General features: G+C 57.7%; 11 protein-coding genes. 3 read left to right on the top strand and 8 right to left on the bottom strand.

From position 1 onward, the window contains the following. Positions 1-153 precede the first annotated feature (153 nt). On the top strand, positions 154-4,980 hold the full coding sequence (locus LOY28_RS05310; protein ID WP_408981032.1) for an NEL-type E3 ubiquitin ligase domain-containing protein: 4,827 nt from the start codon (positions 154-156) through the stop codon (positions 4,978-4,980). A 51-nt stretch (positions 4,981-5,031) separates the two neighbouring features. Here the strand turns inward: LOY28_RS05310 and LOY28_RS05305 are convergent, their stop codons facing one another. The 7 genes from LOY28_RS05305 to LOY28_RS05275 all read right to left on the bottom strand — a co-directional run bounded on the left by LOY28_RS05305 (position 5,032) and on the right by LOY28_RS05275 (position 13,246). Then, positions 5,032-6,246 carry a hypothetical protein gene (locus tag LOY28_RS05305; protein WP_258613174.1) on the bottom strand — a complete coding sequence of 405 codons (1,215 nt, stop codon included), beginning with the start codon at positions 6,244-6,246 and terminating at the stop codon, positions 5,032-5,034. A gap of 38 nt (positions 6,247-6,284) precedes the next feature. Then, complete coding sequence (locus LOY28_RS05300; protein ID WP_258613173.1) at positions 6,285-7,532, bottom strand: hypothetical protein; 1,248 nt, start codon at positions 7,530-7,532, stop codon at positions 6,285-6,287. 24 nt (positions 7,533-7,556) lie between these two features. Next, entirely contained in the window at positions 7,557-8,057 is a 501-nt protein-coding gene (locus tag LOY28_RS05295) for a fimbrial protein (protein WP_258613172.1), read from the bottom strand. A 3-nt stretch (positions 8,058-8,060) separates the two neighbouring features. Next, positions 8,061-8,801 (bottom strand): molecular chaperone, encoded by a 741-nt coding sequence (locus tag LOY28_RS05290; protein WP_258613171.1) that lies wholly within the window; start codon positions 8,799-8,801, stop codon positions 8,061-8,063. Between the two features lie 41 nt (positions 8,802-8,842). Further along, a complete protein-coding gene (locus tag LOY28_RS05285) occupies positions 8,843-10,126 on the bottom strand; it encodes a hypothetical protein (protein ID WP_408981031.1) in 1,284 nt (427 codons plus the stop codon). Further along, positions 10,126-12,648 (bottom strand): CS1-pili formation C-terminal domain-containing protein, encoded by a 2,523-nt coding sequence (locus tag LOY28_RS05280; protein ID WP_258613169.1) that lies wholly within the window; start codon positions 12,646-12,648, stop codon positions 10,126-10,128. Before LOY28_RS05280 ends, LOY28_RS05285 begins: the two co-directional genes overlap by 1 nt. Before the next feature lie 109 nt (positions 12,649-12,757). Beyond that, complete coding sequence (locus tag LOY28_RS05275; RefSeq protein WP_018926651.1) at positions 12,758-13,246, bottom strand: CS1 type fimbrial major subunit; 489 nt, start codon at positions 13,244-13,246, stop codon at positions 12,758-12,760. Positions 13,247-13,762: 516 nt separating this feature from the next. Between LOY28_RS05275 and LOY28_RS05270 the strand changes: the two genes are divergently transcribed. After that, positions 13,763-14,344 (top strand): PadR family transcriptional regulator, encoded by a 582-nt coding sequence (locus LOY28_RS05270; protein ID WP_064616276.1) that lies wholly within the window; start codon positions 13,763-13,765, stop codon positions 14,342-14,344. Further along, the gene (locus tag LOY28_RS05265) at positions 14,341-15,132 is read left to right on the top strand and encodes a siderophore-interacting protein (RefSeq protein ID WP_018926653.1); all 792 of its coding nucleotides are present in this window, start codon (positions 14,341-14,343) and stop codon (positions 15,130-15,132) included. The genes LOY28_RS05270 and LOY28_RS05265 overlap by 4 nt, the downstream gene beginning before the upstream one ends. 184 nt (positions 15,133-15,316) lie before the next feature. On the opposite strand, the gene LOY28_RS05260 is transcribed toward LOY28_RS05265, so the two are convergent. Then, the gene (locus LOY28_RS05260; RefSeq protein WP_026286466.1) at positions 15,317-15,961 is read right to left on the bottom strand and encodes a Pr6Pr family membrane protein; all 645 of its coding nucleotides are present in this window, start codon (positions 15,959-15,961) and stop codon (positions 15,317-15,319) included.

Raw genomic sequence — 15,961 nt, 5'->3', positions numbered from 1 at the left:
ATTCACCCGACATTCAAGGATGCTTCGTTGCGCAGGGCGCGGGAACTGAGCCTCACACAACCCCGTTCCGGACAATGGATCAGGACCGCCACTCAATCTGCTCACACACAGTTACAAGATGCCAACCTTGAACTCTGGTCTGCCCAGAACAAGGTGGATCGGTTTCTCGAAGAGTTACAAAACGTTGATGACTTCGCTGAACCCTTGCTCACCGATGCATTGATGAAACAGTACGGGGTCGATGTCGATGTCAGAACCACTTACTTGCATCTTTACTTACCCAAGGAACGCCCCTGGTATGCCATCGACGTCACAGGCGGCGTCGTCACCCGAACCGTCTCCCTGCTGAACGCTGCCCTGCACAACTTCGCACGCAGCGAAACCTGCGAGCCGGATTCCGACTTCATCAGCCAGCCCGATGAGCGCGGTCTGTTCGACGTCCTGCCGGTCAAACGCAAAATGTCCATCGCCCAGTTCCAGACCCTGTGTCGTGAGCTGGACATTGGCGCGCGCTATGCCCGATACCTTGAAGACCGCTTGCTACCCGGCGATGCCGTCGCCAGGCGTTTTCTGCAACTCAAAATCATCGACAGCGAGAAAGCTGCCTTCAAGGCAGCCGTTCAACAAGCGCTGATGACCGGCGACATTGATGCCGACGCGAGCGACCTGATCCTGAAGATGCTCGATGGCCAGCGCAACCTCACCCGCAAGGGCCGGGTGATGCATTTCGCTGAACTGTCCATTCTGGACAGCCGGCTGGCCGGGATCGTATTGATCACACCGGACCTGTACCGTGAGCACAGGCGAGAGGTCATGCCGATATTCGCGTATGTCCCACAAGACCCTGAACATCCGTTGAAAGAGTACCCCTCAACGGTCGCCTTCATGAATGAACTGACTCGCCAGCTGCGGGACAACCCGCTCATCTCGTCCACTGGAATGACTTATCGCCAGTTCTTCAGCCGGTTCGTCGATCAGCCGGAGCGAGGGCATTTTTTCGGCGGGTTGCAGCAGCGTCTGTTCGAGGTGAAATGGCATCAGAAAGATCCGCTGGATCCAGGGCCCAGCTGGCGGGAAGTGCCGGTCGAGCAACCCAATCTTCGTTTCAGCGCCGCACCGATCCGCGGCGAATTCTGGAAATACCGCTTTGAGCAGAAGCTGAACAAAATCCTCAATGACGCCCGACACATCGCCGTGTCCACCGCCGACACCGATCGCAATGCCCGATGGGCCTGGTGGGAGAATTTCAAGAAAATAGTCTCGGACATCTTCAACGTCGCCCTGATGGTCGTCACACCGTTCGTGCCGGGGTTGGGGGAATTGATGATGGCCTACACCGCCTATCAGATCGCCAACGATGTCATCGAAGGCTTCGTCGACATGACGTTGGGGCTGTGGAACGAAGCCGTCGAGCACATCGTGGGTGTGGTGGAAGATGCCATTCAACTGGCGGCGTTCGCCGCCGGGGCAAACATTGGCAAGGTCGTGCGTCTGAAAATCTCGCCACTGATCGAAGGCATGAAACCGGTCACGCTGCCCAATGGCGAGCCACGCCTGTGGCATCCCGATCTGCGGCCTTACGAACTGCCGGATGTGAAGCTGTCGGCCGACTCCGGTCCTGACGAACTGGGCCTGCATACCCACCAGGGCCAGGACATCCTGCCGCTGGATGACACCCACTTCGCCGTGCAGAAAGACCCGCAAACCGGCAACTACCGCGTCAAGCATCCACACCGCGCCAATGCGTATTCACCCGAGTTGCGACACAACGGCCTCGGCGCCTGGACTCACGAAGGCGAAAACCCGCGAGCATGGAGTACGCCGAAACTGCTGCGCCGTCTCGGCCACACCGTCGACGGTCTGACCGACGCGGATCTCGAACACGTGCGCATTGCCAGCGGCACCGACGACGGCGCACTGCGCCGGATGTACATCGACAACACGGCTGCGCCACCGCTACTGGACGACAGCCTCGAACGCCTGCACCTCCAGCGCCAGGCCCGGAACGGCATTGAACGGATTCGCACAGGGCTGGCGCTGGATCCGTCCTCCTACTGGTTTGAACCGCTGGCGACCTACCTGGACGGCTGGCCTGCGGATAAATCGCTGAAGGTTTATCACAACGACGACCTGACCGGTCCCTTTCGCCAGTACGGCAATCCCGAGGCAACGGCGGGGCAGACGCTGGCCACCAGCCTGTCGCACCTGTTGAGCGACCAGTTTGCGCCAAGCCTCGTCAACTTCCTCGATGAAGCGGAACTGCAAGCAGTACTCGGCCGGCCAATGGCGAAAAGCGAACAGGTGCAAGCGCTGCGCGATCGGCTGGCGGACGAAGCCAATCGCCTGCTTCCAGACATCGTCAATCAGCTGTACCAAGGTGCACAAGCATCGGAAGATCCGCAGGTCAGGCTCGTGCGCCATGAGTTTGCACAGCTGCCGTCCCGTGCGGTGAAGACCCTGCTGAGCCGTGCCGACAGCCCTGACCTCAAGCGAATGGAACAAGAGCAGCGCCTGCCTTTGAACATCAAGATCCGCGCCCGTGAAGCGGACTTCGAAGTCCGGGCAAACCATGCCTATGAAGGGTTCTACGACGATGCGCAGTGGGTGCCGGAAACCGAAAGCCTGGTGCTCAATGCGCTCAGGATTCATTCCGACACGTTCAATGAGTTACGCATCGAAGTACGCGAAGGCAGCGATGCCGGCCCCCTGCGCTGCAGCGTGGGTACGCAGGACGCGTCGACCGTCCGGATACTGGTCCGGGATGAGGTGAACCGCTTCGAAGTCTGGGACGCGCAAAACCACAAATTGCGGGAAGCCGCCGATTTTTTCGAAGCGGTGCTCAACGCCTTGCCGAAAAACAAACAGACGCAATTGGGTTATCGACCCGGCCAGGGCCGTTTTTTCAAACAATGGGTCATGGTCAAGACCCAGACACCTGCCGAACGCCGCACCGTGCTCCTCGCGCCACCAATCCGTCCGCGGGCGGATCACGAAGACATGATGCTGTTGCGCGGCCCTGGCTTGTCCACCCGCAAAGCCACCCTCACGGAAAGGGTGCGGGACCTCTACCCCCACTTCAACGAACGAGAAGCCGATACCTTTGTGCGATCCCTTGGCTCGCCGGAACAAGGGCATCAGACCCTGACACGACTGGACCGCGAACTGCATGATCTTGAGGTGCTGCTCAATAAATGGCGATATCGGCAACCTGATAGCTGGGGTCCGGATCGCCAAGGGTTCGTCCGCGGTGGCGGGCTGCACATCAGCGAACGGCTCATCGATTGTTTCAGGAGAAAGCCCACCGTATTCGGCGAGCGCAGCACCACTTCCGATGGCGGCTATGCACTGGACCTTTCCACGGAAATCGACGCTGTCGACCTCAAGCGTTGGTGGAAGGAACTGCCGGACATCAAGCACTACCTCGATCAGATCACCACGTTGAACCTGGACCGCACGACGTTCTCCCAGAAAGCCTCCGGCCTGTTGAAAGACTTCCCCCACCTGCGGCAACTGAGCGCCCGCGGTTGCGGCTTGACGCAGTTGCCCGACAGCATCGGCAAAATGCATTACCTGCGCACGCTACGCCTGATGAACAACGACATCAGGCTGACGCCGGCGTCGGTCGAGCAGCTGCGAAACCTGACCCGTATCGAAACACTCAGGCTCGATGACAACCCAAGGCTGGGAATGCTGCCGAACGTTGAGCGCATGCCCATGCTCAGCATCCTGAGTCTGAGCAACACGGGAGCCACCACGTGGCCGGACGGGCTCTTTGCGCCCAACAAGCGTCGACCTCGAGGATTTTTTCTGGATCTGCAGGAAAACCCGATCAGGATCATTCCCACCGTCGTGCCCGGCTCTGACAATGCGTTTATCGTGGCGCGGACCCGCCTGTTCGAAATGAACCTGTCGCAGGCCAATGTCGTCAAGTTCCAGGCGTATCGACGCTCAGTCGGCATCTCGCCCACACAGGTCTATACCGACGCCGCCACCGACGCGATGGCCCAATGGCCGATGAAGGATGACTCGGAGTGGTGGAGTGCCGAAGTCTCCGGGTTGGGGACCTTCCGCCAGGAAGCCTGGCACGACCTGATGTCCGAGCCTGGCTCTGAAGGGTTTTTCGCCTTGATCCAGAAACAGACCACCTCGGCCGATTACCGGGCCGGCGGTGAATTGCGTAATCAACTGAGCAGCCGGGTATGGCGAATGGTCGAAGCCGTCGACCTGGACAGCGAGTTGCGCGCCGATCTGTTCGAAATGGCAACGTCGCCCACGACCTGCGCCGATGCGGGAGCCCAGATGTTCAACCACATGGGCATCAAGGTGCTTGCCTCCGAAGCCTATGCCTTGTCGACATCGGGCGCCATGCTGGAAAGCAGGTTGGTCAGGTTGGCAAAAGGGGCGGCCCGTCTTGCGCGGGTGGAAGATATTGCACGGGCCGATTTCGCCAAACGTCCGGGCGGCGACGAAATTGAAGTGTACCTCGCCTATGAGAGCGGCCTGGCGCAACGTCTCGATTTGCCGTGGCAATCGACATTGTTGCGGTATCCCGAATTGGCCAGGGTGAACGCTGAAATGCTCGACACGGCGTTCGACACGGTAATGTCGATGGAAGCCGGCGACGGGTTGGTCAATGGAATGATCGAACAGCCGTACTGGGAGAAATACCTGCGTGACACCTATCCCGCGGAGTTCCGGCGCAATGCCCGGATGTATGAACACAGGACCGACCTGCTGGATGAACTGCGCGAGGCCCAACGCGCCTGGGCCGGTTCCAAAGAGCAGTTGATTGTGCAACGACGCGCGCTCAAGCAGCGGTTACTCGACCTTGCCAGTCAACTCAACGTCCCGGAAAGCCTTGTGCTCACCGGCGAGGAAATGACGGACGAGGTCTATGGCGGTTTGCTCAACGACATCGGCTACGAGGAAAAACAGCTGAGCCGTCGGTTGACCCGAGCGGCGCTGCAAAACGCCGGATAATCAGCCCCCGCCCTGAAGGCGATCATGCCTTCAGGGCGTCTTCCACTGTTATCACACTTCGGAGTCCCATATCACGGTGATGTTTCCGGAGTATCTGGACGACACCCCGGGCTGGATCATGTAATCCACATAATTGGGTGCAATCTCGAAATGCAGGGTACCTGGCGCGCGATCCACGTAGAAACCGGGTTGGAATTTCTGGGCATTCGCCTGCCCGACATGCAAAGGACGCCGCGTGACCGGTTGCCCGAAGATATCCGTCAAACCGTTGGGCAAGGTGACGCTCAGTTTCACCACGGCAGCTCGCTTCGAAACGGGGTCGAGAATCATGCAATCGGTTAATCCGGTGATTTGACACTGAAGCTGCATCTTGAAACGGCTGGACGAAGAAATGTTGAAGGTTTGATCACGAAACAACCGGGTCGGTTTTCGCCCCTGGGTCAGCCAGGCCTGCCATCCCCCTGACGGAACGAGTTCCACTTGATTGCCGCCTGGGGGAATATCCACCTTCAAGGTGTGCTCGACATTCAACGTGAAGTTGAGGGTGATCAAATCGTCGTCAGGCAACATGACATCGCCCATGTCGAAATCCTGATGCGGCCCGACGGTGTAGTTCAGCACGCCACGATAGGTGCCTGCCGACATCTTGAGCGGGTTGGGCGTGGCCAGCTCGTAGCTGAACCCCGTGTTTTCATAAGCGAACTGGTAGTCCTGGGTAATGTCCTTTTGTGCCTGCTTGGCACACACACCCGCATTGGCCGGCACTCGCCAGAAGAACGCATAGTACAAGGCAGTGCCATAACCCACCCCGCCATATCCACAAGGGGGAGGCGCATTGACCCAGGTACTTTGCCAGACCCCTGTGGGCAGAGGCGTCTTGATCGTGTAAGCGGCCCCGATCCCGTTCACGCGCATCCTGAGCGTCTCGGACTCTCCGGTCACGTCGTGCACCACCGTGACGTCTCGCCAGGATGAAGGAACCCGGAACATCGCGCCCCGACGCTGCTCATGCAGCGCCGGTATATCTGCCGCCGCCCGGAAGCGAACGGGCAACAAAATGCTGAAAACACCCTCCTCGCAGTACTCGGGATGATCTCCGCAATACCCGCCCTGAGGGGTCGTATTGATAAAGGTGTTTTGCATCGGCTTCGCCGGATCGGGACGAAATACCGCGGTCATTTCAACGGTGCTGGCGACCGCGGTCTGCATGAACGCAGCCGCCAATCCCAAGCCGCTCAGCTGGATGATTTTCCTGAGTATTTCCATGATTGCTGCACTCCTTTTCACTGCATTGGCGCAAGACACTAGACTTCTGAATCCCATATAACCGTCACGCGTCCCGAATACCGTCGTTGTTGCCCGGGGCGAATCATTTCTGCCACTTCACTGGCGGGTATTTCGAAATGCAGCGTTCCCGGTTTGCGATCCACATAAATCCCTGGCATGAACAACTGCGTGCCACTGCCGTCCAGGCGCAATGGCCGACGATTGACAGGTTGGCCGCCCGCGTCCGTCAAGCCATGGGGCAAACTGACGCCGACGTTCAATGGCACAAAGTCGCCGGACAACGGCTCATTCAGCGAGCAGGTATTGCCCAGGACGTGCTGGCACTGCAACTGCATCTTGAAACGTGAACTGGCGGAAATGTTGAAGGTCTGGTCGCGGAACAGGCGCGTCGGTTTGCGCCCTTGCGTCAGCCAGGATTGCCAGCCACCCTGCGGGACCAGTTCAACACGACTTCCACCAGGAGGCACCTCGACCTTGAGGGTGTGCTGTACGTCCAGGGCGAAGTTCAACGTCAATGAAGGACTGCTGGGCAGCATGATGTCGCCCAAGTCGAAATCGCCGTGGGGGCCGATCGTGTAGGTCAAGTTACCTAGATATTTTCCCGAGGACATGCCCAAAGGGTTAGGGGTCACCAATTCATACGCAAAATCGACATATTCGTAACGCATCCACGGCACGTCGAATTTCGCCTGTTTCTGGCATGAAACTTCAGAAGGTGTTTTCCAGAAAAAACGATACCTTTGTGGCGCAAAAAAACCCACGCCACTGTATAGGCAGGGTGATGGCGCATTCACCCAACTGCTGCCCCACAATTTATTATGGGCCTCTCGATAATCGTTACCTGCGCCCACCAGCTGAATCACATCGTCAGTAACATAGGCAGAGCCGAACCCGGCGATTCGAACCTTCACGGTTTCCGGCTCGCCAGTCGTTTCATGAATGACCGTCAGCTCTCGCCATTGTGCCGGGACCTTGATCATCGCGCCTTGCCGGGCATCACCATGATTGGCCACGATTGGTCCGCTGGAGTCGAACTCAATAGGCACCCGCAGACTGAACATCGCATTGTCCCGGCATTCGCTGGGATAGCTGGCGCAGTAACCACTGGGAGGGGTGTCATTCAGGAATTGGTTACGTTGCGGATTCGCCGAGTCCGGCTTGAACGAGGCTTGAATTTGTACCTCCTGCGCCCAGACCGATGACAGCGATCCCAGGAGCACGGCCATTGCGCCCGCCCATGGTTGTAACGCTTGAAAACGAATCATCCCTTGCGCCCCACACAATCGGTATCAGGCATCCGGCATCACCGCGTTGAAGATCATGTTGACGCTGCCAAAGTAACTGCCGGGCTTGTAAACCCCATCGGCAGGCGGCATCGGGAGGATTTCCAGCACCACGCGTTTACCAGGCGCGGCCTCGGCCATGGACACCACCTCGCTGCTCTCGTGCTCGCTCAACTGTTTGCCGTTGAACACCACCCGCAAGGCAATGTCATGGGCATCGGTGCCGTTGGACAGATACGGCCGGCCTTCCAGACGTGCCTCGATCGAGCCGGCCTGGTTCTTCACGTCGAAATACTTGCGCAAGCCCCCCAAGGTCGATGCCGTCAAGTTCCAGGGCAGTTGCTGTTCGCGATGGATCCAGCCCGGGTCCGATGGAATGACATAAAACGCCTGGGTCGGAATCGTCACGAACACTTCGAAGGTGTGCTCTTCCCGGGCGGCGAAGAGATTGGCGCTCGTGCACATGGCCACAACCGACAACAAGACCTGGGTCAGCTTTGTGCTCATGGGTTATCCCTTCACGTCCAGTTTTTTACTGCGTTCACCTTCCACCAGGGTGAACTGATACTCACGACCGGCCTGTTTTTCGAACTCAAAAGTACGCCCCGCCAGAATGTGATGCTTGGTCGTGGGCTGGCAGTCCTGCTCGTTTTTAACCGAACAATCCTTGAACTCATCGATCACCACCACGCTGTTGCCGTTGTTGCGAATCCGATACATGCCTGCGCCGTTTTCAATCGCACTGTCGAAGCGTGTTTCCTTTGGCCGTACGAAAAACACCGCGCCGTAACCTGCCAGTACGGTGACCCCGGCCGACAGGGATTTTTTGTAGTCTTCCCGCTCTTCGCCGGACACCGCGAATTCGTCCTCCTTCTCCGGCACCACGGGTACGAATCGCACCCGGAAATAACGCTCCCTGTCCCGTTCGCCCATGAACAGCAGACGGGTGCCCTGCATGCCATTGGCAGGCACAATCAGTCGCGCGGGACTTGCCATCAAACCATCGCGGGACTTGCCGTCGGTGTTGGATTTGAGCGGCACTTCCTGCGACTTGCCGTCGGCGTCGTAGAGAATTTCGAGAATGTTGACCTTGACGAACGCCGTACTGTCGCCGCCGTTGAACACGCGTTTCAGATAGGTGCTTTTATCGCCGTCCAGATAATCGTAAACGGTGCCGATATTGATGCTCGGTCCGGCATGAACAGTTTGGGTGAACAAACAAAAACCCATTAAGGCTAACAAGCGCTTCATGTTTCAGTACCTCACTTAATAAACTCGAATATCGAAAACAATCAAACTTCCGAATCCCAGATAACCGTTACATTGCCGGAATAATATCGTGATTGACCAGGGCGAATCATCTCAGCCACTTCGCGGGAGGGGATTTCGAAGTGCAGAGTCCCCGGCCTTCGCTCCACATAAAAACCGGGTTGAAACAGCTCGGTACCACTACCATTACGAAGTAGTTGTCGACGGGTCACTGGTTGCCCACTTGCATCGGTCAAGCCGTGAGGAAGACTTACGCTGATATTCAATGGAACAACGTGGCCCGAAATTGGCTCTTGCAAAGAGCAGGTATTGCCATCCTGGGTGTACTGACACTCCAGCTCCATTTTGAAACGCGAACTGGCCGAGATATTAAACGTTTGGTCCTTGAATAAACGCGTCGGCTTTCGACCTTGTTGCAGCCAGGATTGCCAGCCACCCTGCGGGACCAATTCCACACGATTACCACCGGGTGGAACTTCAACCTTGAGCATATGCTCAACGGTAAGTGTGAAGTTCAGCGTTAGAGAGTCTTCACTGGGCAACATGATATCACCCATATCAAAATCCTTACCCGGGCCAACGGAGTACTGAATACTTCCGGTGTAAGTACCTTGCGACAACTTCAAGGGCTCAGGGGTTTGAAGCTCGTAAGCAAAGTCAAAAGACTTATAATCAAACTCTGGAATAATGTAGTTAGGTGCTTTATGACAAGTGCTACCCGCCGGAGTAAGCCAGAACGTTTCATGCTCCCTCGTATTTGTACTAGCCTTTATCGCCCACTGACAGGGTGACGGAGGACTCAACCATAGCCCTCCTTGCCACAGAAGTCCGTGAGCGGCGTGAGAACCCAAATCTGGACGCCCAACCAAATCGCGTGCATCGTGGCTGAGGCGATAGTTAACCGCGAAACCAGGCATACGTACTTTCACTTCCGCCGTTTCAGTGCTTGCCCCCCCCATTTTGGTAACTGTCAATGTTCGCCATTCCGCCGGGATGCGGAACATTGCGGCTTCGCGGCGATTGGTCTCATGGACCCGGATTGGTCTGGTTGCAGTGAATGTAATGGGTGTCCTGAAACTGGACAGTCCTCGTCGCTCACACGCCGGTTCGTTACCCTGGCAGAACCCGGTGAACTTCGTTGTATTGATAAATTTATTGACCAGCGGGTTGGATGGATCCGGACTGAATTTCGCTTCTATCTCCATGACAGCCGCTTCGCTCACTGCCCCCAGCAATCCAGACAACATCAAAACGTTGGCCGTCCGTTTGAGTAGGCGTATCACGCTGATTCTATCCTCCACGCCCACTAACCCCGTCTTTCAGATAGATAAGTCGCATCCGCCAACGTATCCGGCGTGCAACGCAAATCGCCGATCATCAGCACGTTGTTTTCGGTACGTCCACTGTTCGGGTCCAGACGGAACTGGCACAGCAACTGGCTGCCGTGGCGCACTTCCAGGGTTGGCGAACCGGCATTCATTTCCATGGAGAAGAAACCGTCCACTTCGCTCACCCCACGGCTGGCGTGGTTGATGATGTGATGGCCTTTGAGTGGGTTGCCCTGCGGGTCGATCAGGCGCCCGAGGACGGTCAGGGTTTTCATCACTTTCACCTGGCGATATTCCACACCGCCCTTGTTCAGGTGATAGCTGGAACGGGCCGGTTGGATGGTGGCGGCGGGAACGTGGTTGCCCTCGAAATCGAAACTGACCGAGCTGCTTTTGTACGCGGTGATCGGCACGAAATTGCGCCCGGGCTTGAGCACCGCGCTGCCACCGCTCAAGTCATCGGCGCGCAAGGCGATGTCCTCGATGTCCGACTCCACGTCGATGATCATGCCGGCACCGTTGCGGTGATATTGGCTGGTCATGACCATTTTTTGCCCGCCGACGGCCACGGTGCTGTCGAGGTTCAAGCCTCCGGTTAGGTCGTTGTTGAAGGACGAGCGCTGGATGAAGCCGTCGCCGTTGACAAGGTCAGAACTCATGGTCGCCATGGCATTCAACCCGATGCCGTAGGTGTCGGTGATGGCCGTGGCGGAGACGCTTTGCAGCAGATGGTCCTGAAGGGTTTTGCGGTAGGTGATCGAAGCGTTGTTATCGCGCCCGCCATCACGGTCGGTGCGAGTGCCTATGCTGCCGGAAAGCTGTTCACCGGGGCCACCCAACGCGATGTTGACACTCAAATCGATACCCCGATTGCGGTCGTCTCCCGAACTCACGCTGCCTGGTCGATCAAACAGCGACAGGCGCCAATTGGCGTCACTGCCAAACAGTTGGGTGCGCTGGGTCCAGCCCAGATCCACGCCCGTCCCGTTGGTGTTGCCTTCGCTGTGGGACACCCGGGCATTGACCGAGCTTTTGCTGTTGAGTCGATGGTTTATCGACAGGGAAGAGTTGCTGGTCTGGCCAATAAATACATTGCGCTGACGCACCCGCGTGCCATCGGGCAGCGTGTCGTACAGCCGGGTGGTATCGAGCCAGCTACGGTTATGGCTGGCGACGATGCTGCCGCTGCCATAGGAATAAAGCCCTTGCACGTCGAGGCCGGTACCGTAGTCCTCGGTTTTGTAGACGTTGGCATAGACGCTGGCGTTGTTGACGATTGCCCAATCGACCGACGTGCCGTACTGCAGAGCGTCGCGCACCTGTCGACCCGACAGGCCCAGGATGACTCGCGGGTGCAGTAGGAAGTTGAACGCGGCCCCCGCCGTCATGTCGCCATCGGCCTGCTCTTCCCAGTTGCTGAGCAATTTCGATTCGCGGCCGGCGAACAGGTTATAGCGCCAGCGCTCGTCATGGTTACGCCAGTTGTTGGGTTTGTAGACCAGCTCCAGGGTGCTGGAGGTGATTTGGCCGTCTTCGATCAGACGCACTTCCACTTCATAAATACCGCCGGGCAGCGGACGCGTATCGAGGGTCTGCAACCCGGCAGGCACCGCCTGGGTGTTGATCAGCAAACCGTCGCGGTAGATCTCCACCGAACCCTGTCGATTGGCGGTGACGTAGATCGGATAGACCGCCGGTTTCGGGTTGTTGATGGCCAGGCTGTCGGAGCTGCCGTACATGACGCCCAATGCGGTGTCGGGGCTCGCGCCGAAGGCACGCGGCTGACGGGTCAGGCCTTCGGACGTCGGTGTGAAATAGCCCAGGCGCAGAAAATTGCCCTCCAGCTCCCGCTGGGTAAAGAGCTCATGCACCGCGTGATACAGCTTGTTATCCAGACCGCCCAGTCGAGACAGTTGCATATTGACGGCCTGGGTCCAGTTACCCAGGCTGCTGCTGGCTTCCAGGCCGTAGCGCCCACCCAGGTCCTGGTTCTGCCCGCCGTTGAGGTTCAGCTGGTTACGCACGATCAACCCGGTGCTGCCGCCTTCAGGCAGGTTGTAATAACGCTGTACCTGATCGTCGCGCTCAGCGTTTTGGGTGAGGATCGACACCAGTGAGTTTTCCAGGCTGTAGTGCACGGCCAGCAGTTGCTCGGGGCAATTGGCCTGGCAGCCGCCGAGCGCCACTCCTTGTTTCAGATAGTTGGCCCAGATGTCGCGTTCACTGGGCTTGATCATGCTGTCGCTGACATCGGTGAAGTCAACGAAGGTGATGCGATCGTCGCGGGTCAACACGACCATCGCCTCACCGAGAAACTGTTGGTCAAGTTCCACGCGCACCGCCAGTGGCACATCAAAGAAATGCTCTTCGAATTCGGTCGGCAATCCCTTGGCCTGCGCCAACAGACTTCGAGGTGTATGGCCGTTTTCCGTGGGCGCGGCCAGGGCAGTTGCACAAAAACATAGGGCAAGCGCCGTCGCGATGGGCGTCATCGGGAACATGAACGAAATACTCTGAAGATAAATTCGTTGAAACCCGATCGACAGGCAAAACTTGCCCGCCGATCGGTAAGTGTTATGAATTAAGGATGAACCTTAGTTAATAACGGCATTACGGAATGCGAGGAATGGCATCGAAGATCACCACTGGATTGGCGGTGTACAGGCCATTCTGGGTGTCGGTTGGTTTGGCAGCGGCAATCACCAGGTCGGCTTGCATGCCGCCGTTGGACTCGGAGTCACCGACCACTTCCTGCGACACGCCGGTCAGGGTTGTGCCATTGAACATGTAACTCAATGCGATGGTGTTGATGCCGTTGGACAATGGCTGCGGGCCGCCTTCGACGTAGGCGCCGACCGAACCGTTGGTGTGTTGTACATCATAAGTCGCACGGATCGGAGTCAGCGTACCGGCCCCCAGTACGTAGGCCATTTTTTCATCTTTACCGAAGTTCGGATCCCGCGGCTGAGCATGGAATACCTTGCTTGGAATGGTGGCGCTGATGTTGATGGAGGTGCGCGATTCTTCCGCAGCGAACGCTACCGAAGAGCTCAGGGCCAGCAGGGTCATCGGAACGGCGATTGCAAACTTTTTGAACATTGTTGAGTACCTGTCTTTTTCAAATGATCGGACCGTGGAAAGTCACAACAAGCCAACACCCGGCACGAAGCATGGCGTTTTGGCTTAACTTTCGACGCCGGAGAATGATCGACCAATCGCTTGAAAAAGTAAGTACGTAACTTCCGAAGAACATGTAGTAACAATAGCTCTCGAACAGCAGGAAAAAAGTTAAAAAAACAGCAACTTTATTGTTTTGCCCTCAGAGAAATACTACACACAGTTTTAACTGAAAAAACACACAGACAAGAACTGTTTTAAACTTCCGTAAGACCAATACTACTGTTCAAACACGAATAGACCAGCACTAAACGGAAGAACTTCATAATTAGTTCAATTACTCTAAAAATCAACCTTCGTAGCATCCTCGTCACTCCCGTGCGCTCCCCACTCGCGCCTTTCCCCAAGCCCTCCAATCTCGACCGTTGGTCAAGAACGCTTGCGCCAGCCTAAAGATATATCTTAAGTTGTATCTAAACACGACGAGAGAAAGCAAAAATGAGAGACCATCATTCCCCCCACCGCGAACACGGCGACGGCCGCGACGGCTTCGAGAAACGCCCGGGTCCCGGCCGCGAGCGCGGCGGTCGCGGCCCACGCGTATTCGCCCCTGGCGACCTGAAATTGCTGCTGCTGGCGCTGATCGCCGAGCAGCCGTGCCACGGCTATGACCTGATCCGCCAGATCGAAAGCATGTTCGACGGCGCCTACAGCCCCAGCCCTGGCGTGATCTACCCGACCCTGACCTTCCTTGAAGAAAGCGAATTGATCCTGGGCGACGCCGAGGGTGGCAAAAAACGCTACAGCATCACCGACGCCGGACGTCTGTCATTAAGCGAGCAGGCGATTGCCCTGGACGGTGTGCGCATGCGCATCGAAGTCAGCAAGCGCTCATTGCGCGGCCAGGACCGCCCGGCCGAGATCCATGAAGCGGTGCACAACCTGCGTCATGCCTTGCAAATGCACCATGGTCGCTGGAGCCCGGAAGAAATCCTGCGGGTGCGCGACCTGCTCAACAACACGGCCAAAGCCATCGTTGACGGCCCCACCGTTCAACCCGTTTCGGAGAAAGTCGAATGACCGACGTTATCGTGCCATCCCAAACCATTCACCGTGTCAGCCACGAGATCAAACGCCGTCGCCTGCAAGTGCTGCGGGTGGTTGACCTGACGCCGCGCATGCGCAGGATTACCCTGGGCGGCCCGGAACTCGCAGGCTTCGTCAGCCTCGGCACGGATGACCACGTCAAACTGCTGTTCCCGCAAAACGCAGCGGAACAGGCAGCGCTGGAAACCCTGGTACTCGGCGCCGGCAAGGACAACGGGCCGATGCCCGCAATGCGCGACTACACGCCCCGTCGTTACGACCTGGACACGCTGGAACTGGACATCGACTTCGTGCTGCACGGCGACGGCCCTGCCTCGACCTGGGCCGAGCAGGCCAAACCCGGCCAGTTCCTGCACATCGGCGGGCCGCGTGGCTCGATGATCGTGCCGGACATCTTCGACAGCTACCTGCTGATCGGTGACGAAACCGCCCTGCCCGCCATCGCCCGTCGACTCGAAGGCCTGGCCGCCAATCGACGTGCACTGGTGATCGTGGAAGTGGAAAACGGCGCCGAACAACAACGCCTGGAAAGCGCCGCGCAGGTCGATGTGATCTGGGTGCTGCGCGAAGGAGGCAGAAATAACCTGCTGACCACCGTGCAACAGATCAAAGTGCCCGCTGGCAATCTGTATGCGTGGGTGGCGACCGAAACCAAAGCGTCGCGGCAGATCCGCCGGGCATTGCTCGATGAGCACGGGCTGGACGAGCAGTTTGTGAAGGCTGTCGGCTACTGGCGGCTGGAAGACAGCGACGAGGAATAAACGCCACGCTGTGGCTGCATGCTTTTTGTGGCGAGGGAGCTTGCTCCCGTTGCGTCGCGCAGCGGCGCTAAAACCTGCAACGGAGTTTTAACCGGCACAGCATATTTGCTGATTTTGCGACTGCTTTGCAGCCGAACGGGGGCAAGCCCCCTCGCCACAAAAACTCCCTCGCCACAGTCAGTGTTCACTTGCGATCCGTACGCCACCGATCCAACCCGATCACCAACAGTGAAACCAGCACAAACCCCGCCAACAATCCCCCAGCATTCACGAACACCTGTGGATAACCCAGTTTGTCGACATCAATGAACGGGTAGGGATAAACCGCCAGCAGATGCCCACGCCAAAGCGAATAGCCGAAGTACACCAGCGGATAAATCACCCACAACGCAATGTGCCGCAGCCGCAACGTCCCCTTGGGTACACAGAACCACCAATAAACCAGGAACAGCAGCGGCATGACGTCATGCATCAGCTCATCGGCCAGCCATTGCCAGCCTTCGGGATGCCATAAATGGCGCAACAACAGGCTGTACGCCACGCCGACCACCGCGATACTCACCGCAATGGCACTGCTCACCCACGGCTGCAAAAACCAGCGTCGCGCCGCCGACTCGCGAGACGTCAGTTCACAGGTCAGCACCACCGCCACCAGCGTATTGGTCAGCACCGTGAAAAAGCTGAAAAAACTCACCAGCCCGCCCAGCAGGCTGGCCGCGATACTCCAGCGGGCATAGAGAATCAGGTACATCTGAATGCTCAAGCCTGCCCAGCCCAGAATCGCCGCCACGGCCACACAACGACGCCTCGCGATCGAGGGTATGACCAT

Origin of the sequence: Pseudomonas sp. B21-017, assembly GCF_024749245.1 — a bacterium.
In the GTDB taxonomy this organism is placed as follows: Bacteria; Pseudomonadota; Gammaproteobacteria; order Pseudomonadales; family Pseudomonadaceae; genus Aquipseudomonas.
Note: the sequence above shows the minus strand (reverse complement) of the source record. Positions and strands in the feature narration are given on the sequence as shown.